The sequence below is a fragment of the Mycobacterium sp. UM_Kg27 genome, from assembly GCF_000972905.1.
Lineage (GTDB): Bacteria > Actinomycetota > Actinomycetes > Mycobacteriales > Mycobacteriaceae > Mycobacterium.
Genome location: NZ_JRMM01000011.1, coordinates 13,915 through 40,116 on the forward strand (window position 1 = coordinate 13,915; position 26,202 = coordinate 40,116).

Here is a 26,202-nt window from a genome sequence, read left to right on the forward strand (position 1 = left end):
GCTGTGTCCTTTCAGGTTCTCTGGGCCGACTTTCGGCTGGTTATCGACTGCGATAGTGCCTGTATTCGGTGAACGCTACCGCCAGTGCCCGCCTGGCTTACCCTTGGCTCTCGTGTCGAAGATTTCCACCGCTGCACGGCGCCTGGTTCTGGGTCGGCCCTTTCGTAGCGATCGGCTGAGTCACACGCTGCTGCCCAAGCGCATCGCCCTGCCGGTATTCGCCTCCGACGCGCTGTCTTCGGTGGCCTACGGACCCGAAGAAGTCTTTCTGGTGTTGTCGGTGGCGGGCCTGGCCGCCTATCGGATGACGCTGTGGGTGGGCCTGGCTGTCGCCTTCGTGTTCATTACCGTGGTGGCCTCCTACCGCCAGAATGTGCACGCCTACCCCTCCGGTGGCGGCGACTACGAGGTGGTCACCACCAATCTGGGTGCTACCGCTGGCCTCACCGTGGCCAGCGCGTTGATGGTGGATTACGTTCTGACGGTTGCGGTCTCGATCTCATCGGGGATCGCCAACATCGGCTCGGCGATACCGTTCATCGCCGACCACAAGGTGGCGTTCGCGGTCGGGACCGTGATCGTGGTGGCGGCGGCCAATCTGCGGGGCATTCGAGAATCGGGCACCGCGTTCGCCATCCCGACGTACGCGTTCATGATCGGGGTCTTCGCCATGCTGGGGTGGGGGCTGTTCCAGATCTTCGTGATGGACAACCCATTGCAGGCCGAGTCGGCCGAGTTCAAGATCCACTCCACCCAGGGCGAAATGGTCGGGGTTGCCCTGGTGTTCCTGGTGGCGAAATCGTTCTCGTCGGGGTGTGCCGCACTGACCGGGGTGGAGGCGATCAGCAACGGTGTGCCGGCCTTCCGCAAGCCGAAGTCGCGCAACGCCGCCACCACGCTGCTGATGCTGGGGGTGATCGCGGTGACACTGATGATGGGCATCATCGTGCTGGCCCGCGAGACCGGGGTGAAGATCGCCGCGCGCCCGCACGAACAGCTGATCGGGGCGCCGGCGGACTATGACCAGAAGACCTTGCTGGCTCAGCTGGCCGAAACGGTGTTCAGGGGCTTTCCGCCCGGTTTGTGGATCATCGCCGGAGTCACGGCGCTGATCCTGGCGCTGGCCGCCAACACCGCGTTCAACGGCTTCCCGGTTCTGGGTTCGATCTTGGCGCAGGACCGCTACCTGCCCCGCCAGCTGCACACCCGCGGCGACCGGCTGGCGTTCTCCAACGGCATCGTGTTCCTCGCGGTGGTGGCCGTCGCCTTCATCGTGGCGTTCGGGGCGGAGGTGACCGCGCTGATCCAGCTCTACATCGTCGGGGTCTTCGTCTCCTTCACGCTGAGTCAGATCGGTATGGTTCGGCACTGGAACAGGTTGTTGCGCAATGAAACCGACCATGCCGCCCGAGTCAAGATGATGCGTTCCCGGGTGGTGAACACGATCGGATTCCTCGCTACCGGGGTGGTATTGATCGTGGTGATCGCCACTAAGTTCGTGGCCGGTGCGTGGATCGCGATCGTCGCGATGTCGGTGCTGTTCCTCTTGATGAAAATGATCCGCCGGCACTACGACACCGTCAGTCAGGAGTTGGCCGAGCAGTCGGCCGCCCTGGACGACCAGGCGGTGCTGCCCAGTCGCAACCACGCTCTGGTCCTGGTGTCCAAGCTGCATCTGCCGACTCGCCGCGCGCTGGCCTACGCGCGCGCGACGCGACCCGACGCACTGGAGGCGATCACGGTCAATGTCGATGACACCGAAACCCGCGCGCTGGTGCGCGAGTGGGAGGATAGCGAGGTCACCGTCCCGCTCAAGGTGATCGCATCGCCGTACCGCGAGGTCACCCGGCCGGTGCTCGATTACGTCAAACGCATCAGCAAGGAGTCGCCGCGCACCGTGGTGACCGTCTACATCCCCGAATACGTGGTGGGCCACTGGTGGGAGCAGTTGCTCCACAACCAGAGTGCGCTGCGGCTCAAGACCCGGCTGTTGTTCATGCCGCAGGTCATGGTCACCTCGGTGCCCTGGCAGCTGAACTCTTCGGAGCGGCGCAAGGTCTTGGAACCGCATCACGCGCCCGGCGACACCCGGAGAGGCTTCTTGGAGTGATCGACCAGCAGTTGGTTTTGACGACCGGCGCACCGGCGAACGGCGGCAGTTGTGTGGCCCGCTACGACGGCCGAGTTGTTTTCGTGCGCTACGCGTTGCCCGGTGAGCAGGTTCGGGTTCGGATCACCGCTGAGCGGGGATCGTATTGGCACGGTGAATGTGTCGAGGTGCTCGAACCCGCGGCGGGCCGGATCGACTCGCTGTGCCCGATCGCGGGGGCGGACGGTGCCGGCTGCTGTGATCTGGCGTTCGCCGAGCCGGCCACGGTGCGTGCCCTCAAGGGGGAGGTGGTGGCCAACCAACTGGCGAGGCTGGGCGGCTACGACTGGGAGGGATCTGTCGAACCCGTCGGTGAGGACGGTCCGACCGGCTGGCGCACCCGGGTCCGGTTGGACGTCGGTGCCGACGGCCGGGCCGGATTTCACCGGTATCACAGTGATGAGCTGGTCACCGACCTGCGGTGCGGGCAGCTTCCAGCCGGAATGATCAAAGGACTGGCCGAGCAGAGCTGGCGGCCCGGCGATCACCTGCACGTGGTGGCCGACGACGACGGTGTCCGGCATGTGGTCAGCACCGGGCGCGGTCACCGTCCGCAGGTCCTGGAGGGTGACTACCACGCCACTCAGTGGGTGGGCCGGCGGCGTTGGCAGATTCCGGTGACCTCGTTCTGGCAGGCGCATCGCCGGGCGGCCGCGCTCTACAGCGCGCTGGTCGGCCAGTGGGCGCAGGCCGACACCGGGATGACGGCCTGGGATCTTTACGGCGGCGCCGGGATCTTCGCCGCGGCGCTGGCCGAGACGGTGGGGGAGTCGGGCCGGGTGATCAGTGCCGACACGTCGCGGGCCGCGACCGGGGCCGCGCGGGCCGCGTTGGCCGACCTGCCGCAGGTTTCGGTGCGTACCGATTCGGTGCGCAGGGTGTTGAGTGATGCGCACTCCGGCGCCGACGTCGCGGTGCTGGACCCGCCGCGCGCTGGTGCCGGGCGGGAGGTGATCGAGGCGCTGGCCGCCGCGGGTGTACCGCGAATTGTGCACATCGGTTGTGAGGCAGCGTCTTTCGCTCGGGATATCGGTCTGTACCGTGCCCAGGGGTATGCCGTGGAGCAGATCCGGGTGTTTGATGCGTTCCCGTTGACCCATCACGTGGAGTGCGTGGCGCTGCTAACCCGCTGACTCCCGGTGCCAGCGGCCGCGTAGCGCGGGTGGGTCTGGGGTCGCGATCCGGGGGCGGCCGCTGTCAGCCGAATACGAAGTAGCGCAACCACAGGTACAGCGCCGACAACGTCACCGACACCAGTGTGACCACAATTCCCTTGCGGGTGAACTCCCAGAACGAGATGGGACTTCCTGCCCGACGGGCGATTCCGAGCATCACCACATTGGCGCTCGCGCCGACTGCGGTCAGGTTGCCCCCGAAGTCGGCGCCCAGCGCCAGGGCCCACCACAGGGAATCGGGATGCAGATCGTTCGGGAGGGTGGTGCTCAGCTCCGCCACGATCGGCGTCATGGTCGCGACATAGGGGATGTTGTCGATGATTCCGGACACCGGTGCGGACACTCCGAGGATCCCCATCGTGGTCAGCAGCGCATTACCGCCGGTCACCTCGGTGGCGGCCTTGGCCAGGGCGGCGATCGCGCCGGTGTCTACCAGGGCGCCGACCATCACGAACAGCCCGGCGAAGAACAACAGCGTCTCCCACTCGACTCCGGACAGGTATTCCGAGCGCTCCAAGCGAGAGATCACGATCAGCACGCCGGCACCCAGCAGCGCCACCACCGAGGGCTCCAGATGCATCGCCGAATGCCCGATGAACGCGGAAAACACCGCGGCGAGCACCAGACCGCATTTGATCAACAGGCCGCGGTCTCGGATCGCCTCACCTTCTTCCAAGGCCATCACGTCGGCGACCCGTTCGGCCTCGACGGAAAACGATCCGGGAAACAGCCGGGGCAGCATGGCGATGAACACCACCATGACAATCGCGACGATCGGTGCCAGGTGAAGCAGAAAGGAGTTGAACGACAATCCCGCTCGGCTGGCGATGATGATGTTGGGTGGATCACCGACCAGGGTTGCGGCGCCGCCGATATTGGATGCGAACACCTCGGCCATGAGGAAAGGCGCGGGGCTGATTTCGAGCCGGTCGCAGACCAGCAGCGTCACCGGGGCGATCAACAACACCGTGGTGACGTTGTCCAACAGCGCTGAGGCCACCGCGGTCACCAGCACCAGCAGGATCATGATCCGCAGCGGAGAACCCTTGGCGCGCTTGGCCGCCCAGATGGCGATGTACTCGAAGACGCCGGTCTGGCGCAACACGCTGACGATGATCATCATGCCCAGCAGCAGGAAGATGACATCCCAGTCGATGCCGGTCTCGCGGGAATAGAAGATGTCATCGGAGGAAATGACCGGCAAGATGACGACTGCCGCCGCGCCGGTCAGCGCTACCACCGTTTTGTTGATCCGATCGGCGGCGATGAACGCGTAGGCGGTCAGAAACACCGCTACCGCGATAAAGGCCATCCGCGGGATCAGACCTTCAGCGCCGCGGCCAGCAGCCGCGACGCGGTAATCACCCCGTGCAATTCGCCGCCCTTGACGACGGCAATTAGTGGACTGCGCATTCTGGCCATCGTAGTGGCGACTTCGATGATGGTTTCGTTGGCATCGGCGGTCGGGAAGTCATGGAGGTGCTCGGGGAGCACGTCGCGCACGGTCTTGCCGCGTAGCTTCTCGGCGGCACGGTCGGCCATGGTCTCGCTGAGGACTCCCGCCAGAGATGGGTCATCTTGGATGTAGCCCGGCACGATAAAGCGCACCACCTGAGAGGCCGGCAGCACCGCATACGGTTTGCCGGCCGAGTCGGTGACGACGATCCCGGGTAGCCGGTGCTCGGCCAATAATTTGGCGGCCTCCAACGCATTGGAGTCGATGGTCACCACTGGGAAGTCTTCGGTGATCTCCTGGGCGCGCATACGACGACCATACGGGGGGTGCCCGCAGCCATGCGTAGACTGGCCGGATGCTTGAAGGGATCCGCGGCCCCGCCGATCTGCAGCACCTCTCGCAGGCTCAACTGACCGATCTGGCGGCGGAGATCCGTGAGTTCCTGATCCACAAGGTCGCCGCGACCGGTGGGCATCTGGGCCCCAACCTGGGTGTGGTGGAGCTGACCTTGGCGCTGCACCGGGTGTTCGACTCCCCACATGACCCGATCATCTTCGACACCGGGCATCAGTCCTACGTGCACAAGATGCTGACCGGGCGTAGCCGCGACTTCGACACCCTGCGCAAAAGGGGCGGACTGTCGGGTTACCCGTCGCGCGCCGAGAGCGAGCACGACTGGGTGGAGTCCAGTCACGCCAGCTCGGCGCTGTCCTACGCCGACGGCCTGGCCAAAGCCTTCGAGCTGACCGGGCACCGCAACCGGCATGTGGTGGCCGTTGTCGGTGACGGCGCCCTGACCGGCGGGATGTGCTGGGAGGCGCTCAACAACATCGCCGCAGGCAACCGACCGGTGGTGGTCGTGGTCAACGACAACGGCCGGAGCTACGCGCCCACCATCGGTGGCTTCGCCGACCATCTGGCCGCGCTGCGGTTGCAGCCCGCCTACGAGCGACTACTGGAGCGGGGCCGCACCGCGATCCGCGGGGTGCCGGTCGTTGGAGAACTCGGCTACCAGGTGATCCACAGCTTCAAAGCTGGTCTCAAAGATGCGCTGGCGCCGCAGGCACTCTTCACCGATCTGGGCCTGAAATACCTGGGGCCGATCGACGGTCATGACGAGGCCGCGGTGGAATCCGCGCTACGCCGCGCGCGGGGGTTCGGCGGGCCGGTGATCGTTCACGTGGTCACGCAAAAGGGCAAGGGCTACGGCCCGGCCGAGAACGACGAGGCCGAGCAGATGCACGCCTGCGGGGTGATCGATCCGCTGACCGGTTACGCAACTGAAACCGCGGGGCGCGGCTGGACGGCGGTGTTCTCCGACGCGCTGATCGAGTACGGCACCAAGCGCCGCGACGTCGTCGCCATCACCGCCGCGATGCCGGGTCCCACCGGGCTCGCGCCGTTCGGACAGCGCTTTCCGGACCGGATGTTCGACGTCGGGATCGCCGAGCAACACGCGATGACGTCCGCGGCCGGGCTGGCAATGGGCGGCTTGCACCCGGTGGTGGCGGTGTATTCGACGTTCCTCAACCGTGCCTTCGACCAGCTTGTGATGGATGTCGCACTGCACCAGCTGCCGGTCACGCTGGTGTTGGACCGGTCCGGGATCACCGGGCCAGACGGTGCCAGTCACAACGGCATGTGGGATCTGTCGATCTTGGGGATCGTGCCCGGTATCCGAGTGGCCGCACCCCGCGACGGCATCCGGCTGCGCGAAGCCCTCGGCGAAGCGCTCGACGTCAATGACGGGCCCACTGCCTTGCGTTTCCCGAAGGGCGATGTGGGCGAAGACATTCCCGCCATCGAGCGACGCTCGGGGGTGGACGTCCTAGCGCTGCCGGCCGACGGATTGCCCCAAGACGTCCTGCTGGTCGCGGTCGGCGCGTTCGCGCCGATGGCGTTGGCGGTGGCCGACCGGCTGCACAACCAGGGCATCGGGGTGACGGTGATCGACCCGCGTTGGGTGCTTCCGGTGCCGGAGGTGCTCGTCGAGCTGGCCGGCGCACACAAGCTGGTGGTGACCTGCGAGGACAATGGCGTGGCCGGTGGTATCGGCTCGGCGGTCTCGGCGGCCCTGCGGCGTGCCGACATCGACGTGCCCTGCCGTGACGTCGGGCTGCCGCAGCGTTTCTACGAGCACGCCTCGCGCGGTGAGCTGCTGGCCGAGGTCGGTCTGACCGCTCAGGATGTGGCCCGCCAGATCACCGGTTGGGTGGCGGCGATGGGCGCCACCAACTGCGTCGCTGAGGTCAGCGAGCGGCTGGACTAGCTGCCCTGACCGGCGGCCACACCGCGTCGAACAACCAGGCGAACACGAACGTGTAGGCCAGGAAGAACACCAGCAGGCCGATCTCGAGACCGAACGCCTGCGCCAGCGAGACCTTCAACAGCGCGGCCACGATCGGCAACAACAGCACCACCAGGCCGCCTTCGAAGCCGATGGCGTGCACGATCCGGCGGCCCACCGTGCGGGTCGCGGAGTCCTGCCGGCGCTCCCATGCCTCGAAGAGGGTGGTCCAGACGTAGTTCCACACCACCGCGACTGTTGATGCCGCCACCGCGACGGCACCTGAACCGCCGCTGCCGAACCCCAGCAGGGTCAATCCCACGGTGGTCAGCGCAACAGCGACAAGCTCGTAGCTGATGACGTAGACGATGCGACGAAAAATTGGTGACACGAGGTCCTCCCAGGAAAATCAACCATGGGAAGTCCTTGACGGTTCGCGTCCACGGTCAGCGTGACGTGAGAAGCACTGGCCGAAACGTGAATACGGCTTGCTCCACAGACAAGTCTAGCAACCGCTGCGCCGGGCCACGGCTGCCGAGAGTCTGACCCGGCTAGGTGCCGAGAGCCTGTGCCAGCACCGGCACCGTCAGCTCGCGCTGCCAGGGGCGCGCGCCGCCGGCGGCCAAGAACTCCTCGATCACCGCTGCCGCGTTCGGCGCCGCCGGTTTCCAATCCCAGCACAACCGGCGCACCAGGTCCGGGGTGAGCAGGTTCTCGGTCGGCACGTGCACCTGCTCGGATAGCGCACCCAGCGCGGCGCGGACGGCCTCCAGTCGTGCGGCGGCCTCGGGCTTGCGTCGCGCCCAGCGCGTTGGCGGCGGTGGGCCGCTGGTGGACTCGCCGGCTTCCGGCGGCTCGGGGTTGTCACGCGCCGCGGCCAGCGCTGCCAGCCAGGTCGATGCGCTGCGCCGCTGTTTGGGTCCGCCGAAGACCGGCAGGGCGAGCAGCTCTTCGACGGTGGTGGGGTTGGCGACGGCAGCGGCGATGATCGCCGAGTCGGGCAGGATGCGTCCGGGCGCGATGTCACGGCGCGCTGCGATCTGGTCGCGGACCGTCCAGAGCTCTCGGACGGCGGCCAACCCGCGCCGATCGCGCACCTTGTGGATACCCGACGTCCGCCGCCAGCGGTCCCGGCGCGTGGTCGTGGTGAAGTCGGTTACCCGGACGTGATTGAATTCCTGTGCCGCCCAATCGGTTTTGCCCTGCTCGGACAGTACCTCCGCGACCGCCTGGCGCAGTTCGATGAGCACCTCGACGTCGAGAGCCGCATAGTTGAGCCAATCGGCCGGCAGCGGTCGTTTCGACCAGTCGGCGGCGCCGTGGCCCTTGGCCAGGCCCAGTCCCAACAGTCGCTGCACCATCGCGGCCAGGTTGACCCGGTCGAAGCCGGCCAGCCGTCCCGCCAGTTCGGTGTCGTAGAGCGCCTTGGGCCACATGCCGACCTCCGCCAGGCAGGCCAGGTCCTGGTCGGCGGCGTGCAGAATCCACTCGTCGTCGTCGAGCACCTCGGCCACCGGCCGCAGCAGGGCAGCGGGGTCCTCGCCGGCGCCGACCGGATCGATCAGCACCGTTCCGGCTCCCGCTCGGCGTATCTGGATGAGGTAGGCCCGGTTGGAATAGCGGAAACCCGACGCCCGCTCGGCGTCCACGGCGAACGGACCGTGGCCGCCTGCCAGCAGGCCGGCGGCGGCATCGATCTGCCTGCGGGTGACCGACACCTCCGGCACCCCATCGGCAGGATGCGGCAGTGGTGTCAGCTCGGGCTTTTCGGTGACGGCCGGTTCGGTGGTCTGGTCGGACATCTCAGACGCGGGTTCGCGAGCTCAGATCGGTGATCCCGACCGGCGGTAGGCCCGCGGCGTGTTCCAGCACCTCACAGAACGCCTGGACATGGGTGCCCAGCTCCGGGGTGGTGGCGGTCCACGACGCGCGCAGCTCCAACTGATGCCCCCGCGGCGGGCCGGAGATGTCGCCGTACCGAACCGACGTAGTGGCGGTCACGGTGCCACCCAATGCGGTCACGTGCTCGGTGCGGGCGCCCAGCGCCTCTACCAGCCAACTCCAGGCGACCTCGGGCAGTAACGGGTCGATTGCCTCGTGCGGGTCCAGGTCAGCCTGGATGAAGGCCACCATCCGCATGGTGCCGTCCCAAGCGTCGGTGCCGTCGGGGTCGTACAGCAGGATCAGCCGGCCGAAGGCGTCGCCGTCGGAGTCTTCCGGGACGAAGTCGGTCTCGGGATGTTTGACCTCGGCACCCAGCGCGTAGCTGTAGGGTGCCAGGCGCTGCGGCGGCCGGATCGGGCCCAGCTCGATTTCCGACCGCACGGTCGCGGCGTGCATCGTTGCCACCGCTTCCCGAAAGGGTGCAGGCTCGGCTGATGTCACTGGTGCCGCTCCTTAACTGATTGCCGTGCGCCACGCCGCCGGCGGCCGGCACACAGGACTCTGTTGCGCACCGCCGCGACGCGGGTCACCGAATCTCACGCTAACCCCCGTCGCCGATCGGCGCAGACAGGCGCGCCGAAACGGCACGAGGGGAAGCCGGGACCGCCGCAGGAAACGGCACGGTTCGGCCTGCGGCAACCCGGCGTGGCAGCATTGAGCTCGATGAGTGCCCGTCGTGAACTGCCTGATTCCCCGTACCTGGCCGCCGCTACCGGCCGGCAACCCGACCGGATACCGGTCTGGTTCATGCGCCAGGCCGGCCGATCCCTGCCGGAATATCGTCAGCTGCGCGCCCAGCACAGCATGCTGGCGGCCTGTTTTGACCCCGAACTGGTCTGCGAGATCACGCTGCAGCCGGTCCGTCGCCACGACGTCGATGCGGCGATTCTGTTCTCCGACATCGTGGTGCCGCTGCGCGGCGCCGGGGTGGATCTGGACATCGTGCCCAATGTCGGCCCGGTGATCGCCAACCCGGTGCGCACCGCGGCCGACGTCGCCGCCCTGCGGCCGTTGGAACCACAGCAGGTGACAGCCGTCGCGGCGGCGGTATCGCTGCTGGTGGACGCGCTCGGAACGGTGCCGCTGATCGGCTTCGCCGGCGCGCCGTTCACCATGGCCTCCTATCTGGTCGAGGGCGGCCCCAGCCGCACCCATGCCCGCACCAAGGCGATGATGCTGGCCGATCCGGACACCTGGCATGAGTTGATGACCCGGCTCACGGACTTGACTATCGCGTTTCTGACGGTGCAGCTCGACCACGGCGTGGACGCCATCCAGTTGTTCGATTCTTGGGCCGGAACGCTGTGCCTGGCCGACTACCGGCGCTTCGTGGCGCCACACAGTGCCCGGGTGTTCGCCACCCTCGCCTACCGGGAGGTGCCGATGACGCACTTCGGCGTGCAGACCGGTGAGCTCTTGGGTGAGATGGCCGCCGCCGGCGCCACGGTCGTCGGTGTGGACTGGCGTACTTCGCTGACCGACGCCGCCGCCCGAGTGGGCGCCGGTCGGGCTTTGCAGGGCAACCTGGATCCGGCGGTGCTGCTGGCGGGCTGGCCCGCCGTGGAGCGTGCCGCCAAGGCCGTCGTCGCCGACGGGCGTGCCGCTGTCGCGGCCGGGGCGTCGGGGCACGTGTTCAACCTCGGCCACGGCGTGCTGCCGGAGATCGACCCGGGGGTGCTGACCGACTTGGTCTCGCTGGTTCATTCATTGTGACCACGTCGTACTGCGTCGTCGGGGGCGGAATCTCCGGTCTGGCCGCCGCGCACCGCCTGCGGGCGACACTCGGCGACGCAGTCGACATCACCATTTTCGATCCGGCCGACCGGCTCGGGGGGCTGTTGCGCACCGAGACCCTGGGCGGGATGGCCGTGGACGTGGGTGCCGAGGCATTCATCGCCCGCCGGCCCGAAGTACCGGTACTGCTGGCCGAGCTGGGTTTGGCCGATCGGCAGCGCAGTACCACCGGAGTGCGGCCGTTGCTCTACAGCCGCCGGCTGCTGCATCGGTTGCCGCCGGACACCCTGAGCGGGATTCCGTCGTCGCCGGAGTCGATGGCTGGGCTGGTCGACAACGGAACTCTCGCCCGGATCGCAAGCGAGCCCACCCGGCCGTTGGCGTTCGAACCGGGCAGTGATCCGGCTCTGGGAGCGCTGGTGGCCGACCGATTCGGGGCACAGGTGGTCGCCTGCTCGGTGGATCCGCTGATCGGCGGGGTGTATGCGGGTTCGGCGGCGACCATCGGGCTGCGCTCGGCGGTTCCGGGCCTGGCCACCCTGCTCGATGAGGGTGCGTCCAACCTGACCGAGGCCGTGCGGCGAGCACTGCCCACGACCACGGGTGGGCCGGTATTCGGGGCGATCACCGGCGGGTATCAAGTGCTGGTCAACGCGCTGGTGCGCAGCGCCAGGCCGCGCTGGGTGCAGTCGGCGGTGACCCAGATCGACCCGACCGGCGACGGCTGGCTATTACGAGACGCCAGCGGCGGGCATCATCGCGCCGACCGGGTGGTGGTCGCGGTGCCCGCCCCCGTGCTGGCCCGGTTGGCCACCGGCTTCGCGCCGCGTGCATCGGCAGCGGCCAGCCGGATCGGCAGCGCGTCCTCGGTGGTGGTGGCGATGGCGGTACCCGCCGGTGCGGCGTTCCCGAACAACTCCGGAGTGCTGGTTGCCACCGGGGAACGACTGCACGCCAAGGCGATCACTCTGACATCGCGCAAATGGGGCGACCGGGGATACGGCGGCAGGGTCGAGGTGCTGCGGTTGTCCTTCGGTCGGTTCGGCGACTCCCGCACCAGCGCCTCGGATGCGGAACTGGTGGCGTGGTCGGTGCAGGACCTGGAAGCCGTCTTCGGCCTCACGGTGGACCCTATCGACGTGCGCGTGCAACGCTGGCCTGCGGCGATGCCGCAATATCGATCCGGCCATGCCGCTTTGGTCACCGGACTGCGCGCCGCGCTGCCACCGACCGTGGCAGTGGCCGGCAACTACCTCGACGGCATCGGGGTGCCGGCTTGCATCGCCGCGGCCGACCGGGCCGTAGCGGCCGTGATCAGCGCCACCCCGGCGCCCTAGCGAACTTCACAGCGCATCGTGGCAGCATATGGGCCATGGCGCACCTCGACTACGACAAGCTGAACTCCACTCTCCGCTACGTGATGTTCTCGGTGTTCTCGGTGAATCCGAGTGGACTCGACGCGGGTTCGCAGACCCGAGAGGCGATCGCCGACCAGGTCGCCACCTTCTTGAAGCAGCAGGAAGAGCGCGGCGTGGTGGTCCGTGGGGTGTATGACGTCGCCGGTCTGCGCGCCGACGCCGACTTCATGATCTGGACGCACGCCGAGCGCATCGAGGATCTGCAGGCCACCTACGCCGGGTTCCGCCGCACCGCACTGGGCCGGGCTTGCGCGCCGGTGTGGAGCAGCGTGGCGTTGCACCGGCCGGCCGAGTTCAACCGCAGTCATGTCCCGGCCTTCATCGCCGGTGAACCGGCAGGTGCGTACGTTTGCGTGTACCCCTTCGTGCGGTCGCTCGAGTGGTACGTCCTGCCCGAAGAGGACCGCCGCAGGATGCTGGCCGAGCACGGCATGGCGGCCCGGGAGTACAAGGATGTGCGGGCCAACACCGTGCCCGCGTTCGCCCTGGGGGACTACGAGTGGATTCTGGCGTTCGAGGCGCCCGAACTCGACCGGATCGTCGACCTGATGCGCGATCTGCGCAACACCGAGGCCCGGTTGCATGCCCGGGAGGAAACCCCGTTCTTCACCGGCCCCCGGGTCGAGGTAGACCAACTGGTGGCGTCGCTGCCGTAGCGGCCCTCGAAGCTGTAGTTAGCGCGGGAAAGTGCTAGGTGGTGGCCACGGTAACAACAGGCTCGGTGTTCAGGACGCGACGCGTTCGTCAGGACGGCGGCACCAACCGCAGACAAATCGAGTTGATGCAGTAGCGCTGGTCGGTGGGGGTGGGGTAACCCTCGCCGGTGAACACGTGGCCCAAATGGCTGTGGCAGGACGCGCACAGCACCTCGGTGCGCCGCATCCCCAGTGAGTCATCAGAGCGAAGTATCACCGCGTCGGAATCGGCCGGGTCGAAGAACGAGGGCCAACCGCAGTGAGAAGGGAATTTCTCTGTGCTGCGGAACAGTTCGGCACCGCACGCCCGGCATTCATAGACGCCTTCGGCGGTGGTGTCGGTGTATTCGCCGGTGTTGGGCGGTTCGGTACCGGCGCGGCGCAGCACCGCGAACTCTTCGGGGGTCAGTTTCGCGCGCCACTCGTCGTCGGTGAGCGACACCTTGGGAGAGGTCATGCCTCCACGTTAGCGTTCGCGGTGACCCGCTGCGCCCGGCTCCGCCGCGCCAGCATCACCGCTAGCGCGGTTCGGCTCCGCCGTCAGCCACGCCGGATCGATCCCGTCATCCAGGCGGCCCTGCTCCTTGGCGTCCAGGTAGCGGTAACACAGCACCGTGCAGATCACGATCAGCAGCAGTGACCAGCCGTAGGTGATCTTGAGGTAGTCCAGCGGTCGTCCGATGTTCATCCACCGGAAGATCAGCCACTTGTCCAGGGTCATGAAGCCGTAGACCCCCAGCCACGCCGGCCAGTTGCGCAGCACAGAGTTCGGCAGCACCACGGTCATCAGGAACGGGAACAGCACGATCGAGTAGTAGCCCTGCCCCAGTGACAGCACCAGGAACGACGCGGTCAGCAGCACACCCGACGAGGTCAGCATCCAGAACCGGGGGTCGCGGGTGCGGTAGTAGCGGTAGAGCAACCACAGGCTGACGGCGGCCAACACAGTGAACAGCACCCGCAGGAACAGGATCAGACCCGACGGCAGCCCGAAGAACACGCCGTTACCCAGGATCGAGGAGTTGAAGTAGTCGCGGGTGCCCATGATGTAGGGCACCGTCTGGGTGAAGTAGCTTTTCGGATCGCTGGCCAGCGGGAACGCCACCACGTTGAACAACACCGGCACCGCTATCGCCCCGACGAACGGCCGCCACTGCCGGCTCAGCAGCGGCAGTAGCAGCAGCGGTATCAGCACCGGTTTGACCACGATGGTCAGCCCGATGGCGACACCGGCCCACCACTGGCGGCTCTCCCGGCCGTCCAGCAGCCAACGCAGGAACAACACTTCGGCCAGCAGAATCACGCCGTTGATGTTGGTGAACACCAGTGTGCTGCTCACGCTTTCGGTGAGGAACATCGCGGCCAGCAGGGCCGGCGCGGCCACCGAGCTCAATCCGAATCCGAACATCCGCAACAGCAGGTAGGCGGCGAGCACGATCGCAATCGTGTTGGTGGCGATGAACGTGTAGCGCGACAGGGTCTCCGGCAGATACCCGAACGGTGACATCAGCAGGGTGCCGCCGGGGGAGTACAGGTAGTGCGGATCGACGTAGTCGAAGTGCTCGTTGTAGATGTCCAGGCCGTGCCGGAAGTTCAGCACGGCCCGGTACACCGGTTTGAAGTCATCGGTGATGTTGCCGTTCAGCGGCAGGATGATGGCCCGATGGATCAACGACATGATGGCCACCGGCCACAGCACCGAACGCAGTACGGTGGCGGTGCTCGGCGGGGACGTGGGGGGCCGGAACGCGGCCTGTAGGGCGCTGCCCGCCCGGTGTGTCAAGGAGTCGGCTGCCGTCACCAGCGAACCGTACCCCGGACCGGTCCCGGGAGTCCGGGTCAGGCCGGGCAGTAGACGTCGGTGTCGGGCAACTTGCCGCTGTCGAGGTAGCCGATCAGGGGCGGCAGCGTGCACGCCGAATACACCGCGGCGCCATGGCCGATGCCCTGCCACATCACCCGCTTGCTGGCCGATCCGGCGTTGATGACGGCCGCGGCGGTGGCCGCCACACCTTCCTCCCCGACGATCGGATCGTTCTGCACTCCCAGCAGCAGCACATCGATTTTGAGTTCCTTGGGCAGGTCCGGGGTGCTGCTGCTGGGCCAGCTCAGGCATTGCGCCATGTCCAGCGCGCCGACCGTGCCGAACTGCGGGTATTCCTTGCCCCAGGCGACCACCAGTTCCCGGACCCGGTCTGGCGTAGGCCGGTTGAGCGCGTCGGCGCATGAGTTGATGAAGTGGCCGTCACTGCCGGTGGTGCCTTGGGCCCGGTTGATCAGGTTGTTCAACAGGTTGGCGTCGCCGGAATTGGCCGAGGCCAGCGCCTTGGCCAACTCGTTGGTGGTGTTGACGCGATCGCCGGTGGGATAACCCAGGGCCGTCACGATCGCATTGGTCACCGCGGCCACCGAGGCGCCGCCGGGACCCTGCCCGGAGCGGGCGGAGTCCAGCACCGCGTTGACCGCACCCTTCGGATCCGGACCCAGTGCACAGCTCACCGCGACGCACTGCGCGGCGAACGCCTCGAAGGCCGCCTGCTGGCCCTTGACCCGTTCCTCGGCCGCGGCCTCGGCGGCGACTCCGAGCGGGATGGGGGAGTCCAGTGCCAGCCGGGCCACCTTCCCGGGATGCGAACCGGCGTAGGCCAGGGCGATCTGAGCGCCGTTGCCGATGCCGACCAGCGCGAGCGCGGGGATGTCCCAAATGCTGCGTAGCCGTTCGAGATCGGTGGCGGCGTGGGTGTTGTCGTAGGAGGATTCACCCGGCGAGATGGAGTCGGTGCAGTCGGTGGTGGCTTCCATGGTGACCGTGCCGAGACTGGCCACCGGGTCGTCGCCCGGGGCGAATTGCGCCTGATTCCACATTTCGTCGCGCTGGCTGCGATCGCGGCAATCCACCGGGCTGGACATCCCGATGCCGCGCCGGTCCACGGCGACGATCGGGTGGCTCTTGAGCACGTCCGCGCCGGCCCGCGCCAGCCAGATCGGCAGCTGCAGCGACGACGGCAGGTCCCAGCCGGTGGTGAACACGACGGGACCGGCATCGCCCGGGGTCTGCACGGAGCGCGCCCGCACCACCCCGATGCCGATCGACCCGGAGCCGCCGCCGAGTGGGTCGACGTCGGCGTCGTAACTGGCGCAGTCCAGCCGCACCCCGGGTGTGGCGGGAACCGCGGCGTCGCCGAAGACCCGGGCGGTGCAGTCATGCCACGGCAGGTCGTTCTTGGGCACCTCCACCGGCGGCGGCCCGGCGTGATCCGAGGTGGATTCCGGTTGCCCCTGGGGTCCCGCGCCGGAGTTGGTTGCGAAACGCGGGTCGGCGGCCAGCCCGGGCGCGCAACCGGCCAGCAGGGGCGCGGACCCGGCCAGCACGACGGCAGCCGTCACCACCGCGATCCGGGCGAACCTCGAAGAGCTGGTCATGCCGTTCACCTTATAGGCGCGCGCTTTTGACGTAGCGGCCGTAGAGGTAGCCGGATTCGTCGGAGAGCAGATGCGCACATCGCATCGGCGTCGTCAGCTCACCCGGGCCGGTGGCGATCCGGCGGGCCAGGCCACCGACCAGATAGGGGGCCATGGTCAGGCACAGCTCGTCGAGCAGCTCTCGCTCGATGAACGATCCCAGCAGGGTCGGGCCGCCTTCGGTGAGGACCCGGAACTGCTCGCGCTGCGCCAGCTCGGCCAGCACTACGGCTTCATCGACCCGCCCGGGGTCATCGCCCGAACAGTCCAGTACTTCGGCGTAACCGGCCAACCGCCGCCGGGTGTCGTCGGCGACCGCGGAACAGGTCAACACCAGCGGTGCCAGCTCAGTGTCGTTGAACACCCGCAGGTCTCGGTCCAGTTGCCCGGACTGGGTGACGATCGCCAGCCGGGGTAGCTCGGACTGTCCGCGGTCACGGCGGCCCTGGCGTTGGGCAACACCGAGCCGCGCTCCGCCGTAGTTCTCGACTCGGACCGTGCCCGCGCCGACCAGCACGATGTCGGCCAGCGCCCGCAGCAGCATGAACAAGGATCGATCACCGGCTCCGGCCAGCCCGCCGGAGGTGCCGGCCACCGTTGCGCCGCCGTCGATGCTGCCGATGAAATTGGCGCGCAGCCACACGCGTGGCGCGTCGGTTTCGGGATAGGCGTACAGCCGGCCCAGTTCGGCGTCGTCGACGGGCGCCGTGGAGCCCAGCAGGATGAATCCGGGGTCTGCGGTGAGGTCGGACATGGCCTCGATTGCACCATGTGACTACAGTTCGTGCGTGCCCAATCCAGCCGCCGAGTCGATAGACCATCTGGTGGACCGGCATCCGGCGGTATCCCCAGAACGGTTGATCGCGCAGCTCAAGCCGCCGCCGACGTTCGCGGGTGCCAGCTTCGCCAGCTACCGGCCAGACCCGGCGCAACCCAGCCAGGCGGCCGCGGTGACCGCGTGCACCGCGTTCTGCGCGCAGGCCGTGACCCGGCGCGCCGGAAGGCGCAAGCTGCTGGGCAAGCGTGAGGTGTTGCCGGGAGTGGGTATCTACCTCGACGGCGGTTTCGGTGTCGGCAAGACGCACCTGCTGGCCTCGATCTATCACACGATCACCGGCGCCGGCGATGGCGCTGGGCAGGCGCCTGGCACGGCATTTGCGACGTTTATGGAGCTGACCCAGTTGGCCGGGGTGTTCGGTTTCACCGAGTGCATCGAGTTGCTCGGCGGCTATACCGTGGTGTGCATCGACGAGTTCGAACTCGACGATCCGGGCAACACCACCCTGGTGTCACGGTTGTTGTCGGAGCTGGTGGCGCGCGGGGTCTCGATTGCCGCGACCTCGAATACGTTGCCTGAGCAGCTCGGCGAAGGTCGTTTCGCGGTGCAGGACTTTTTACGCGAGATCAGTGCGCTGGCAAGTATTTTCACCCCGGTACGCGTGGACGGTCCGGACTATCGGCACCGGGATCTGCCGCCGGCGCCCGAACCGCCCTCAGCGGAACAGGTCACGCAGCGCGCAGCGGCGAGCCCCGGGGCGACACTGGACGACTTCGACGGGCTGTGTGTCCACCTGGCCACCATGCATCCGTCGCGCTACCTGACTCTGATCGAGGGGGTCACCGCGGTGTTTCTCACCGGTGCGCACCCCATTGACGATCAGAATGTGGCACTGCGGTTGGTCGCTCTCACCGACCGTCTGTACGACGCGGGCATTCCGGTGGTGGCGTCCGGGGCCAAACTCGACCAGATCTTCAGCGCCGAGATGCTGGCGGGCGGTTATCGCAAGAAGTACCTGCGGGCCACCTCCCGGCTGCTTGCGCTCAGCAGCGGGGGTTAGCGAGCCTCGACGTAGGAGAGGCGACGCTGGACCACCGCATCAAACCCGGGGGTTAGCGAGCCTCGACGTAGGAGAGGCGACGCTGGACCACCGCATCAAACCCGGAGGTTAGCGAGCCTCGACGTAGGAGAGGCGACGCTGGACTCACAGATTCCACTGCGCCAGACGCAGACCCGTATTGCGCGACAGCATCACCACGTGGGTGACCAAGCCGCGGTAGACGTCCCAGTACACGCCACCGTCGACGGTGGAGCCCGCGGGAGCGTTGGTGAGCACCGCGTCCAGGGTGGTCGGGTCATCGGTGTGCTTGGCCACGTATGCGTCGCCGCCGGGCGTGACACCGTCGAAGGTGACTGAGGCCGCCATGATGTAGGGGTTGGGCACCGAGATCGGGTGCACGGTCACGTTCGCCCGCCACGGCCCGCCCTGGTTGCGCCAGCGCGGCGAGCCGTTCGCGCCCCAGCCCGGGGGGATCTCGCTGGGCACCACGTCATGCACCGTGACGTCGGCGACGATCGGGCCGAATGCCTCATCGTGGTAGGAGATGCGCAGGGTGTCGCCGAGGCGACCGATCGGCGCTTCCGGGGTGGTGGTCGGCGTGGCGTACCCGGCGGCCGGCGCAATCAGGGCAGCCAACGCGGTGACGACGGAAGTGACCAGGGCCAGAATCCAGCGGTGCATCTGGGCATGATGGCACATCGAGATCGCGGGTGCAGCGGCCTTGGGGTTTGGCGGGTCAGTTCGCGGTTTCAGGACCGGGGGAGGCCGGGTTCACGGTGATCGCCTCCAGCGCTCGAGCCAGATCGGCTTCGGCCCGGTCCCGGTCGACTCCGGCACGGTGTAGGGGGCCGGTGCCATCCTCGGCTTCCAGCAGCGCCAGCAGCAGGTGTTCGGTGCCGATGTAGTTGTGGCCGAGGCGCAGTGCGGTGCGGAAGGTCAGCTCCAGTGCCTTGCGGGCCGGGCCGTTGAACGGGATCAGTGCGGGCGGTTCGGTGTCGCCGGGCTCAAGGGTGACCGCGGCAGCAAGGGCTTGCGGGTCGATCTGCTGTGCGGTGAGCAATGCGGTGGCCAGCGCGCCGGGATCGTGCAGGAGTCCCAAGACCAGATGATCGGGGGTGATCTCGGTGTTGCGTGCTCGGTGGGCGGCGTTCTGGGCCGCCACCACGGCACTGCGCGCCCGCGGGGTGAAGCGGGCGAAGCCCTGTTCGGGATCGAGCGTGGCGGCCTCGGGACGCGGGACGAACTTCTGCTGCGCCGCCTGCTTGGTGACGCCCATGCATTTTCCGATATCGGTCCACGAAGCCCCTGATCGGCGCGCCTGGTCGACGAAGTGCCCGATCAGATGGTCGGCGACTTCGCCGAGGTGCTCGGCGGCCAGTACGGCATCGGTCAACCGCTTCAGGACGTCGTCGTGCACGCCGGTGATGGCGTTGATCAGGTCGTCGAGGCGGACGGACGGCACGAGTGGAGTCGGTTCGGCCATATCGTCAACGTTAGGTTGACGCTAAGGAGTCGTCAACTGTTAGTTGACGCCCGGGGGTTGGGCTGGTCGGTGGCAGCGTGTTGGGCACCATCGTGACCGCGCTCGTCGGCATGGCGCTCAAAGGCGAACAAGGCCTAGTTGTTCGAAACGGAAAAACCCCTGTCGTCACGCGGTGGCGGCAGGGGTCTTCACAGTGTTGAGTCTGGTGCGCGGTACTGGGATTGAACCAGCGACCTCTTCCGTGTCAGGGAAGCGCTCTCCCGCTGAGCTAACCGCGCTTAGAGCCTTGGGACGGAGGTGGAGACGGGAATCGAACCCGTGTGCACGGCTTTGCAGGCCGTTGCCTCACCACTCGGCCACTCCACCGCAAGGGGTTGATGCCACTTGACACCCTCGAGCGGATGACGGGATTCGAACCCGCGACCCTCACCTTGGCAAGGTGATGCGCTACCAACTGCGCTACATCCGCGTGCCTCGGGCGAGATCGTCGCCCGGTGCGATGCAGAACATTAGCCGACTGATGTGAGACAACACAACTTTGCATGTCAGAGCGGCGAGTCGCCCGAAAGGCGGCCTGCGCATTGATGCTTAGCGGGTTCGGCGTGCTAGTGTTCGTCCTCGTTCATCCGGTCTCGTAGCTCAGGGGGAGAGCGTCCGCCTCACACGCGGAAGGTCGCTGGTTCGATCCCAGCCGGGACCACAAGAAAGCCACCTGGTGACAGGTGGCTTTTCTCGTTCTGTGGCAAGCCAGACCGTGTCAACGACGGTGTCGATGCTCCGGCGCTCAAACTGAGACTAATCTGCAGCTGCGTCTTCAGTTTGGTTCGTTGGCGAGCGCCGCTAGGTGAGGAGTTCCCGTGACGTCCTACAGTCCGACGCCGAATGCAGCCTCCGCCGCGCACCCGGGCCTGGAGCGATATCTGGCGACGTTGACGACCGGCGAGCGGCATTGTGCGGCAGCACGGCTCGCCGGCCTCGCCGACGCCGACTACTGCAGCCTCGGAGTCAGTGAACCGCAACCCGTCGAGTACGACTACCGCGTCACCGAGATCGAGGGATCGCTGCCCGCCGACTTGGCTGGGACGCTCTATCGCAATGGCCCCGGACGGTGGGAGGACCACACCGGGCGGCCGCTGCATCACCTCTTCGACGGCGACGGCATGGTCTCGGCGTTCACCATCGGCGACGGGAACGTGCACTACCGCAATCGCTACGTCCGCACGCGCCACTACCTCGGCAGAACGGGAACCCGGCACTTGGGTACCGCCGCGGCCGGCGGCTGGCGGACCAACATCGGCAGGATCCCGCCAAATCTGGCCAACACCAACATTGTTGAGCATGCCGGGCACCTTTATGCACTGTGGGAGGGCGGTCCGCCACACGAGATCGACCCCGTCACCTTGGAGACGCGGGGCGTTCGCCGATTCGGCGGGCGGCTGCGATGGATGGGTTCCTACTCGGCGCACCCGAGCTTGTGCCCTCGCAGCGGGGAGATGTTCAACTTCGGGGTCGAATTCATCCCGCGGCCGCACCTGCGCATCTACCGCACCGATGTGCGTGGACGCCTGACGCACTTTCGCTCGGCGGGGCTGCCTTACGTCGCCATGGTGCACGATTTCGCGCTCACGGAGCGCTACCTGGTGTTCCTGGTGTCGCCGATCATTCCCGACGCGGTGCCGATCGCCTTAGGGCTCAAGCCGCTCGGCGACGCCATGCACTATCGACCCGAGCGTGGCAGCGCGTTCATCCTGGTCCCGCGCGACGGCGGTGACATCCGCCAGGTCGGGTGCGACCCCGTGCTCCAGTTCCATCTGAGCAATGCCTACGACGACGGCAGCGATGTGGTCGTCGACTCGATCACCTACGCCGACGGCCGGCTGCTGGAGCGCATCGCACGATTTCACACCAGCACCCTGGTGGATGCCCGGTCGGAGTTCACCCGATTCCGCATCACCGCATCGGGTCGTGTCACCCGTGAACCGTTGAGTGACACGCCTTGCGAGTTTCCCCGCCACCACGGCGGCTACGAGGGACGGCCGCACCGATACGCCTATGTCAGCAGCCGCAGGCGACTGGGCTCGTTCTACGACTCGATCACCAAGCTCGACTTGATCGAGCGCACCGAAACCACCTACACCGCCCAGGGGACCGGCGACAGCTTCTGCGAGCCCGTCTTCACCCCGCGGCCCAACGCCACCGCGGAGGACGACGGTTGGCTGCTCACCGTGGAATACCATGCCGCGCAGCACAGGTCACGATTGGTGATCTTCGACGCGCGCGATCTCGACCGCGGCCCCGTTGCCACCGCCCAGCTGACCCACCACATCCCGCAGGGGTTTCACGGCAATTTCAGCCCCGGCTAGGCCAGAGCAAACTCCGCCGGGAGCTCAGGCCATCTCGGGCACGTTGAGATGGGCTATCGCCAGATCGAATTCCGCGACTTCGAGCACCTCGGCACCCGCGTCATTGACGGCGCGGGCCCAGATCCCCTGCTCGCTGCTGCGACTGGCCACCAGCGCCGCTCGGTCGTCGAAGCTGACCGACGACACCGCGCGTCCCGAATGCCGATCCACCAGCAAGGTGGTGCTGCAGAAACCGTGCAGATCCTCCAACTCAGGGATCAGCGCCAGCTTGTAGGTGTCGATCATCCGCTCGCAGCCCGCCGGGTCGGTCCGCAGCCAGGTGACGCGCACACCCGCGTGCCGCCGAGACCGGTGATCACGGCGCACCGCGGCGATCTCCCAGCGGGTGATCTCGGCAGTGGCGTGGAAGATCTCCGCGGCACGGTCGCACATCTGCTGAGCGCCGGCCTCGCTTGCTCGCAAGGTGTCCTCATCCAGCCAGGACGAGGTGACGATGCACCGGCCGGCGTCGCGGTCGACCAGCATTGACATCCCCGCACAGCCGTCCATGTCGGCCAGGGTCGGCATCACTACGCCGCGGACGTGGGTGATCCCCTCATCAAGGAAGGACGGATGGGCGTGAATGGTGGTTGCGCGCGCGAACATAAGGGCCTCCGGGTGATCGGGCGACGCCCCGGCGGCGCCGCCGGTCCCTTCCACCATGCTCTCGCTTGGGTGCGGGGACAACCCTTATTCGCCCACCAATTCGCTGGCTATTCGGTGACGGGGTCCCGCTGGGCTCGATGTTGGGCATCTAGCTCCGCGATCTGGGCACCGACGCGGCCCTTCAGTGCGAGGGCAGCGATCAGCCCGGCGAGCAGCGCGATCAGCAGCGCCACCCAGGAGAACCGGGACAGCCAGTGTTCGGCTGCGACGCCGGCGTAATACACCAGGGCGGTAGTCCCGCCGGCCCAGAAAATCGCGCCGGTCACGTTCGCTATCAGAAAGTGCGGGTAGTGCATCTTCAGAGCCCCGGCCAGCGGGCCGGCCAGGATACGCAGCAGTGCCACGAATCGACCGAAGAACACCGCGCTGGCGCCCCAACGGCCGAAGGACCGTTCGGCGAAGGCGACATGGCCGGGGCCGAAGTGATTCGGAAATCGACGGCCCAGGCGGTCGAAGAGCGGCATACCGAATCGCCGGCCGATCGAATAGCCGATTGAGTCACCGATCACCGCACCGATCACCGCCGCCACCGCGACACCGACCGGATCGACCCCCAACTCGTGCCGCGATGACAACAGCGCGGCGCCGACCAGCATGAGTTCGCCCGGCAACGGGACGCCCAGGCTCTCTACCCCGATGACCGCGCCGACGAGCAGATAGATCAAGACGGGCGGGATCGAGTACAGAAGGACATCCACCGACATGCGGCCAAGCATGCCTGACGTTGCCCAGGAAAGCCCGTCACGACCGTCGGCGGCCCGGAGATGTGTCACCTAGTAGCGTTGCCCAGGCGTTGCGATCGATCGAGGAGGGGTAGTGGAATTCAACCTCGCCCAAGTGTTCTCAGCAGTTGCGGCGGCCATCGGCGATCGGGACTGCATCGTCTTCGGCGACCGGCGATTCAGCTATCAGCTGATCGAGGACCGATCCCGCCGGTTGGCGCGGGCGCTGCATGAGCGCGGCCTGGGCGCACGCCGCGAGCGGTCCGAGCTGGCCCCCGATGAATCCGGTCAGAGTCACCTCGCGCTGTACCTGGCCAACGGCAACGAATATCTGGAAGGCATGCTCGGTGCCTACAACGCCCGGGTCGCGCCGTTCAACGTCAACTACCGCTACGTCGCGGACGAATTGGTCTACCTGCTGGCCAACGCCTCCACCGAGGCGATCATGTACCACGCCCGGTACGCCCCCACCTTGGCCGAAGCGCTGCAGCAGGCCGGTGACCTGCTGCCCGCGATGCCGCTGATCCACGTCGATGACGCCTCGGGGAATGCGCCGCTGCCCGGTGCGGTGCGCTACGAGGAGCTGCTGGCCAACACCTCCGCCGAACCGTTGGGCCTGGCGCTGTCCCCGGACGATCTATACCTGCTTTACACCGGTGGCACCACCGGCATGCCCAAAGGCGTGTTGTGGCGCCAGCACGACATCTTCGTTGGCGCCATGGGCGGCCGTCAGTTCGGCACCGGCGCCGTGCCCACCACCGTGGAAGAGATCGTCGAACGCGCCCGAACGGCAGCGGCCGCCGGCTCGATGACGGTGGCGCCGCTGATGCACGGCGCAGCCCAGTGGGCCGCCTTCATCACCCTGCTGGGCGGGCGGCCCTTCGTGATGTCGGCGACCACCGACCGGTTCGACCCGGTCGGGGCCTGGGAACTGGCGGCCAAAGAGCGGGTCATATCGCTCTCGATCGTCGGCGATGCCTTCGCGCGCCCGCTCGCCGACGCACTGGAAGCCGGAGGCGCCGCTCTGGCGGACGATCTGTCGGGACTGTTGGTGCTGGCCAGCGGCGGAGCGCCGCTCACCGTGCCGATCAAGCAACGCCTCTTGGATCTGCTGCCGCAGCTGTCGATCCTCGACGCCGGCGGCTCATCGGAGACCGGGGCGCAGATGGGGCAGACCACCAGCCGGGCTCAGGCCTCCACCGGCCGCTTCACCCCGAACCCGGGCGCGGTCGTGGTCAGCGAGGACATAGCCCGCATTCTGCGGCCCGGCGACGACGAGATCGGCTGGCTGGCACAGCAGGGATATGTGCCGCTGGGTTATCTCGGCGACCCGGAGAAGTCCGCGCGCACCTTCCCGGTCATCGAGGGGATCCGGCATTCGGTCCCCGGCGACCGGGCCCGCTGGGACGCCGACGGTGGCATCGAGCTGCTGGGCCGAGACTCGGTGACGATCAACTCCGGCGGCGAGAAGATCTTCGCCGAGGAGGTCGAAGCCGCGATCGCGCATCATCCCGCGGTCTACGACGTTGTGGTGGTGGGCCGGCCCAGCGAGCGGTGGGGCAACGAGGTGGTCGCGGTGGTTCAGCTGGCGCCGGGCGCCGACGCCGGGGCGCAGGACATCGTCACCGAGGCCGCCAACTACATCGCGCGTTACAAGCTGCCCAAGGACGTGGTGTTCTGCGCCCAGCTGCAGCGTTCACCGTCGGGCAAGGCCGACTACCGCTGGGCCAAGGAACAGGCGCTCGGCGCGCAACGGGTCTGAGCGGCCGCCGGCTCAGCCGAACTGCGGCTTGCGCTTCTCCCGGATGGCGGCCAACCCCTCGTGCACGTCGGGACCGGAGAAACCGAGGAACTCCAGCCCCAACGCGGTCTCGAAGGCCGGCGCGAACTGCCGATACCAGTAGTTGAGGCTGTGCTTGGTGAAGCGGATCGCGTCTTGGGCGCCGTGCGCCAGGTCGTCGGCGATGCGGGTCGCGGTGGCCAGCACCTCGTCGTCGTCGACGCACTTGGAGACCAGTCCGATTCGCTCGGCCTCCTCGCCGTGCAGCGTTTCGCAGGTCAGCAGGTAGTACTTGGCCTTGGCCATGCCTACCAGCAGCGGCCAGCAGATCGCCGCGTGATCCCCCGCGGCCACCCCGAGCTTGGTGTGGCCGTCGATCAGTCGGGCGGTGCGCCCCGCCACCGAGATGTCCGCGAGGAGTGCCACCACCAGTCCTGCGCCGACGGCCGGGCCATTGATCGCCGAGATCACCGGCTTGGAGAAGTTGACCATGTTCAGCACCAGATCGCGGGCCTCGCGCAGCACCTGCATCCGTCCGGCGTGATCACCGACGATCTTTTCGATCAGCTCGAAACTGCCGCCGGCAGAGAAGGCCCTGCCCTCACCTCGCACCAGCACCGCCCGCACGTCGTCATCGCGGTCGAGAGCCGGCCACACGTCGGCGAGATCACGGTGCATCTGCGGGCCCACCGAGTTCAATCCCGGCGCGTCCAGCACCAGCTCCAGCACGCCGTTGTCGCCGGGCTCCAACCGAAGGCTGGGGAAGTCGGCGGAGGCACGGTAACGCGGGGCGTCAGTCATCATTCGTTTCTACTCGACGGCCCCACGCCGCGACACTGCGGCCTCCCACTGGCACGTCCGTGAAACCGCCCCGCAGTGGACTGCTGTTCTGAGTGAATCCGCAACGAGCACAAGCGTTCTCGGGTCAGTCGGGTGGCCGCCGCGGGGGAGTGCCGAGACCCCGCATTCGGCCCCCCGAGATTTAGGTCTG

General features: G+C 67.4%; 23 protein-coding genes and 4 tRNA genes. 10 read left to right on the forward strand and 17 right to left on the reverse strand.

Annotated elements, in window-relative coordinates; genetic code table 11:
• The first annotated feature begins 112 nt into the window (after nucleotides 1-112).
• A complete protein-coding gene (locus LI94_RS03310) occupies nucleotides 113-2,110 on the forward strand; it encodes an APC family permease (RefSeq protein ID WP_046300296.1) in 1,998 nt (665 codons plus the stop codon).
• Entirely contained in the window at nucleotides 2,107-3,282 is a 1,176-nt protein-coding gene (locus LI94_RS03315) for a TRAM domain-containing protein (protein ID WP_046300297.1), read from the forward strand. Before LI94_RS03310 ends, LI94_RS03315 begins: the two co-directional genes overlap by 4 nt.
• A 64-nt stretch (nucleotides 3,283-3,346) precedes the next feature.
• Here the strand turns inward: LI94_RS03315 and LI94_RS03320 are convergent, their stop codons facing one another.
• Together LI94_RS03320 and LI94_RS03325 are read right to left on the reverse strand one after the other, a co-directional pair.
• Entirely contained in the window at nucleotides 3,347-4,636 is a 1,290-nt protein-coding gene (locus tag LI94_RS03320; RefSeq protein ID WP_024441573.1) for an ArsB/NhaD family transporter, read from the reverse strand.
• 8 nt (nucleotides 4,637-4,644) lie between these two features.
• The gene (locus LI94_RS03325; protein WP_024441574.1) at nucleotides 4,645-5,088 is read right to left on the reverse strand and encodes a CBS domain-containing protein; all 444 of its coding nucleotides are present in this window, start codon (nucleotides 5,086-5,088) and stop codon (nucleotides 4,645-4,647) included.
• A gap of 47 nt (nucleotides 5,089-5,135) precedes the next feature.
• Between LI94_RS03325 and dxs the strand changes: the two genes are divergently transcribed.
• A complete protein-coding gene (gene dxs, locus LI94_RS03330; RefSeq protein ID WP_024441575.1) occupies nucleotides 5,136-7,049 on the forward strand; it encodes a 1-deoxy-D-xylulose-5-phosphate synthase in 1,914 nt (637 codons plus the stop codon).
• On the opposite strand, the gene LI94_RS03335 is transcribed toward dxs, so the two are convergent.
• From LI94_RS03335 to LI94_RS03345, 3 genes are all read right to left on the reverse strand, one after another.
• Nucleotides 7,030-7,458 carry a PACE efflux transporter gene (locus tag LI94_RS03335; RefSeq protein WP_046300298.1) on the reverse strand — a complete coding sequence of 143 codons (429 nt, stop codon included), beginning with the start codon at nucleotides 7,456-7,458 and terminating at the stop codon, nucleotides 7,030-7,032. The genes dxs and LI94_RS03335 overlap by 20 nt on opposite strands.
• A gap of 160 nt (nucleotides 7,459-7,618) precedes the next feature.
• Nucleotides 7,619-8,869, reverse strand: coding sequence for a ribonuclease D (locus LI94_RS03340; protein ID WP_046300299.1), 1,251 nt, complete (start codon nucleotides 8,867-8,869; stop codon nucleotides 7,619-7,621).
• A gap of 1 nt (nucleotide 8,870) precedes the next feature.
• The gene (locus LI94_RS03345) at nucleotides 8,871-9,407 is read right to left on the reverse strand and encodes a DUF3000 domain-containing protein (RefSeq protein WP_230987616.1); all 537 of its coding nucleotides are present in this window, start codon (nucleotides 9,405-9,407) and stop codon (nucleotides 8,871-8,873) included.
• Nucleotides 9,408-9,674: 267 nt separating this feature from the next.
• Between LI94_RS03345 and hemE the strand changes: the two genes are divergently transcribed.
• The 3 genes from hemE to hemQ are packed head-to-tail and all read left to right on the forward strand — an operon-like array spanning nucleotide 9,675 to nucleotide 12,819.
• Nucleotides 9,675-10,724, forward strand: coding sequence for a uroporphyrinogen decarboxylase (hemE, locus tag LI94_RS03350; RefSeq protein WP_046300300.1), 1,050 nt, complete (start codon nucleotides 9,675-9,677; stop codon nucleotides 10,722-10,724).
• Nucleotides 10,718-12,082, forward strand: coding sequence for a protoporphyrinogen oxidase (locus LI94_RS03355; protein ID WP_046300301.1), 1,365 nt, complete (start codon nucleotides 10,718-10,720; stop codon nucleotides 12,080-12,082). Before hemE ends, LI94_RS03355 begins: the two co-directional genes overlap by 7 nt.
• Nucleotides 12,083-12,117: 35 nt before the next feature.
• Nucleotides 12,118-12,819 carry a hydrogen peroxide-dependent heme synthase gene (hemQ, locus tag LI94_RS03360; RefSeq protein ID WP_024441581.1) on the forward strand — a complete coding sequence of 234 codons (702 nt, stop codon included), beginning with the start codon at nucleotides 12,118-12,120 and terminating at the stop codon, nucleotides 12,817-12,819.
• Nucleotides 12,820-12,907: 88 nt separating this feature from the next.
• On the opposite strand, the gene msrB is transcribed toward hemQ, so the two are convergent.
• Genes msrB through LI94_RS03380 form a run of 4 tightly spaced genes read right to left on the reverse strand, consistent with a single transcriptional unit; the run spans nucleotide 12,908 to nucleotide 17,074 of the window.
• Nucleotides 12,908-13,315 (reverse strand): peptide-methionine (R)-S-oxide reductase MsrB, encoded by a 408-nt coding sequence (gene msrB / locus LI94_RS03365; RefSeq protein ID WP_024441582.1) that lies wholly within the window; start codon nucleotides 13,313-13,315, stop codon nucleotides 12,908-12,910.
• Nucleotides 13,316-13,324: 9 nt separating this feature from the next.
• Nucleotides 13,325-14,701: an arabinofuranan 3-O-arabinosyltransferase gene (gene aftC, locus LI94_RS03370; RefSeq protein ID WP_046300319.1), complete on the reverse strand. Its 1,377-nt coding sequence runs from the start codon at nucleotides 14,699-14,701 to the stop codon at nucleotides 13,325-13,327.
• Nucleotides 14,698-16,281 (reverse strand): alpha/beta hydrolase, encoded by a 1,584-nt coding sequence (locus tag LI94_RS03375; protein WP_024441584.1) that lies wholly within the window; start codon nucleotides 16,279-16,281, stop codon nucleotides 14,698-14,700. The genes aftC and LI94_RS03375 overlap by 4 nt, the downstream gene beginning before the upstream one ends.
• A 10-nt stretch (nucleotides 16,282-16,291) precedes the next feature.
• A complete protein-coding gene (locus LI94_RS03380) occupies nucleotides 16,292-17,074 on the reverse strand; it encodes a pyrimidine reductase family protein (RefSeq protein WP_046300302.1) in 783 nt (260 codons plus the stop codon).
• On the opposite strand from LI94_RS03380, the gene zapE reads away from it, so the two are divergent.
• Complete coding sequence (gene zapE / locus LI94_RS03385) at nucleotides 17,073-18,158, forward strand: cell division protein ZapE (protein ID WP_046300303.1); 1,086 nt, start codon at nucleotides 17,073-17,075, stop codon at nucleotides 18,156-18,158. The genes LI94_RS03380 and zapE overlap by 2 nt on opposite strands.
• 144 nt (nucleotides 18,159-18,302) lie before the next feature.
• On the opposite strand, the gene LI94_RS03390 is transcribed toward zapE, so the two are convergent.
• The 5 genes from LI94_RS03390 to LI94_RS03410 all read right to left on the reverse strand — a co-directional run bounded on the left by LI94_RS03390 (nucleotide 18,303) and on the right by LI94_RS03410 (nucleotide 20,110).
• Nucleotides 18,303-18,839 (reverse strand): hypothetical protein, encoded by a 537-nt coding sequence (locus LI94_RS03390; protein WP_046300304.1) that lies wholly within the window; start codon nucleotides 18,837-18,839, stop codon nucleotides 18,303-18,305.
• 55 nt (nucleotides 18,840-18,894) lie between these two features.
• The gene (locus LI94_RS03395; protein ID WP_046300305.1) at nucleotides 18,895-19,641 is read right to left on the reverse strand and encodes a Clp protease N-terminal domain-containing protein; all 747 of its coding nucleotides are present in this window, start codon (nucleotides 19,639-19,641) and stop codon (nucleotides 18,895-18,897) included.
• A 203-nt stretch (nucleotides 19,642-19,844) separates the two neighbouring features.
• A tRNA-Val gene (locus LI94_RS03400) sits at nucleotides 19,845-19,919 on the reverse strand.
• A 17-nt stretch (nucleotides 19,920-19,936) separates the two neighbouring features.
• Nucleotides 19,937-20,007, reverse strand: a tRNA-Cys gene (locus LI94_RS03405).
• A 30-nt stretch (nucleotides 20,008-20,037) separates the two neighbouring features.
• Nucleotides 20,038-20,110 (reverse strand) — tRNA-Gly (locus LI94_RS03410).
• A 159-nt stretch (nucleotides 20,111-20,269) separates the two neighbouring features.
• On the opposite strand from LI94_RS03410, the gene LI94_RS03415 reads away from it, so the two are divergent.
• Nucleotides 20,270-20,341, forward strand: a tRNA-Val gene (locus LI94_RS03415).
• A 157-nt stretch (nucleotides 20,342-20,498) separates the two neighbouring features.
• Complete coding sequence (locus tag LI94_RS03420; protein WP_046300306.1) at nucleotides 20,499-22,004, forward strand: carotenoid oxygenase family protein; 1,506 nt, start codon at nucleotides 20,499-20,501, stop codon at nucleotides 22,002-22,004.
• A 24-nt stretch (nucleotides 22,005-22,028) separates the two neighbouring features.
• Here the strand turns inward: LI94_RS03420 and LI94_RS03425 are convergent, their stop codons facing one another.
• Both LI94_RS03425 and LI94_RS03430 read right to left on the reverse strand, forming a co-directional pair.
• Nucleotides 22,029-22,649 carry an antibiotic biosynthesis monooxygenase gene (locus LI94_RS03425; protein ID WP_046300321.1) on the reverse strand — a complete coding sequence of 207 codons (621 nt, stop codon included), beginning with the start codon at nucleotides 22,647-22,649 and terminating at the stop codon, nucleotides 22,029-22,031.
• Nucleotides 22,650-22,756: 107 nt separating this feature from the next.
• Complete coding sequence (locus tag LI94_RS03430; RefSeq protein ID WP_024441591.1) at nucleotides 22,757-23,413, reverse strand: DedA family protein; 657 nt, start codon at nucleotides 23,411-23,413, stop codon at nucleotides 22,757-22,759.
• 112 nt (nucleotides 23,414-23,525) lie between these two features.
• Here LI94_RS03430 and LI94_RS03435 point away from each other — a divergent pair, with 112 nt between their 5' ends.
• Nucleotides 23,526-25,193 carry an acyl-CoA synthetase gene (locus LI94_RS03435; RefSeq protein WP_046300307.1) on the forward strand — a complete coding sequence of 556 codons (1,668 nt, stop codon included), beginning with the start codon at nucleotides 23,526-23,528 and terminating at the stop codon, nucleotides 25,191-25,193.
• A gap of 12 nt (nucleotides 25,194-25,205) precedes the next feature.
• Here the strand turns inward: LI94_RS03435 and LI94_RS03440 are convergent, their stop codons facing one another.
• Complete coding sequence (locus LI94_RS03440) at nucleotides 25,206-26,012, reverse strand: enoyl-CoA hydratase/isomerase family protein (RefSeq protein ID WP_024441593.1); 807 nt, start codon at nucleotides 26,010-26,012, stop codon at nucleotides 25,206-25,208.
• Nucleotides 26,013-26,202 lie beyond the last annotated feature (190 nt).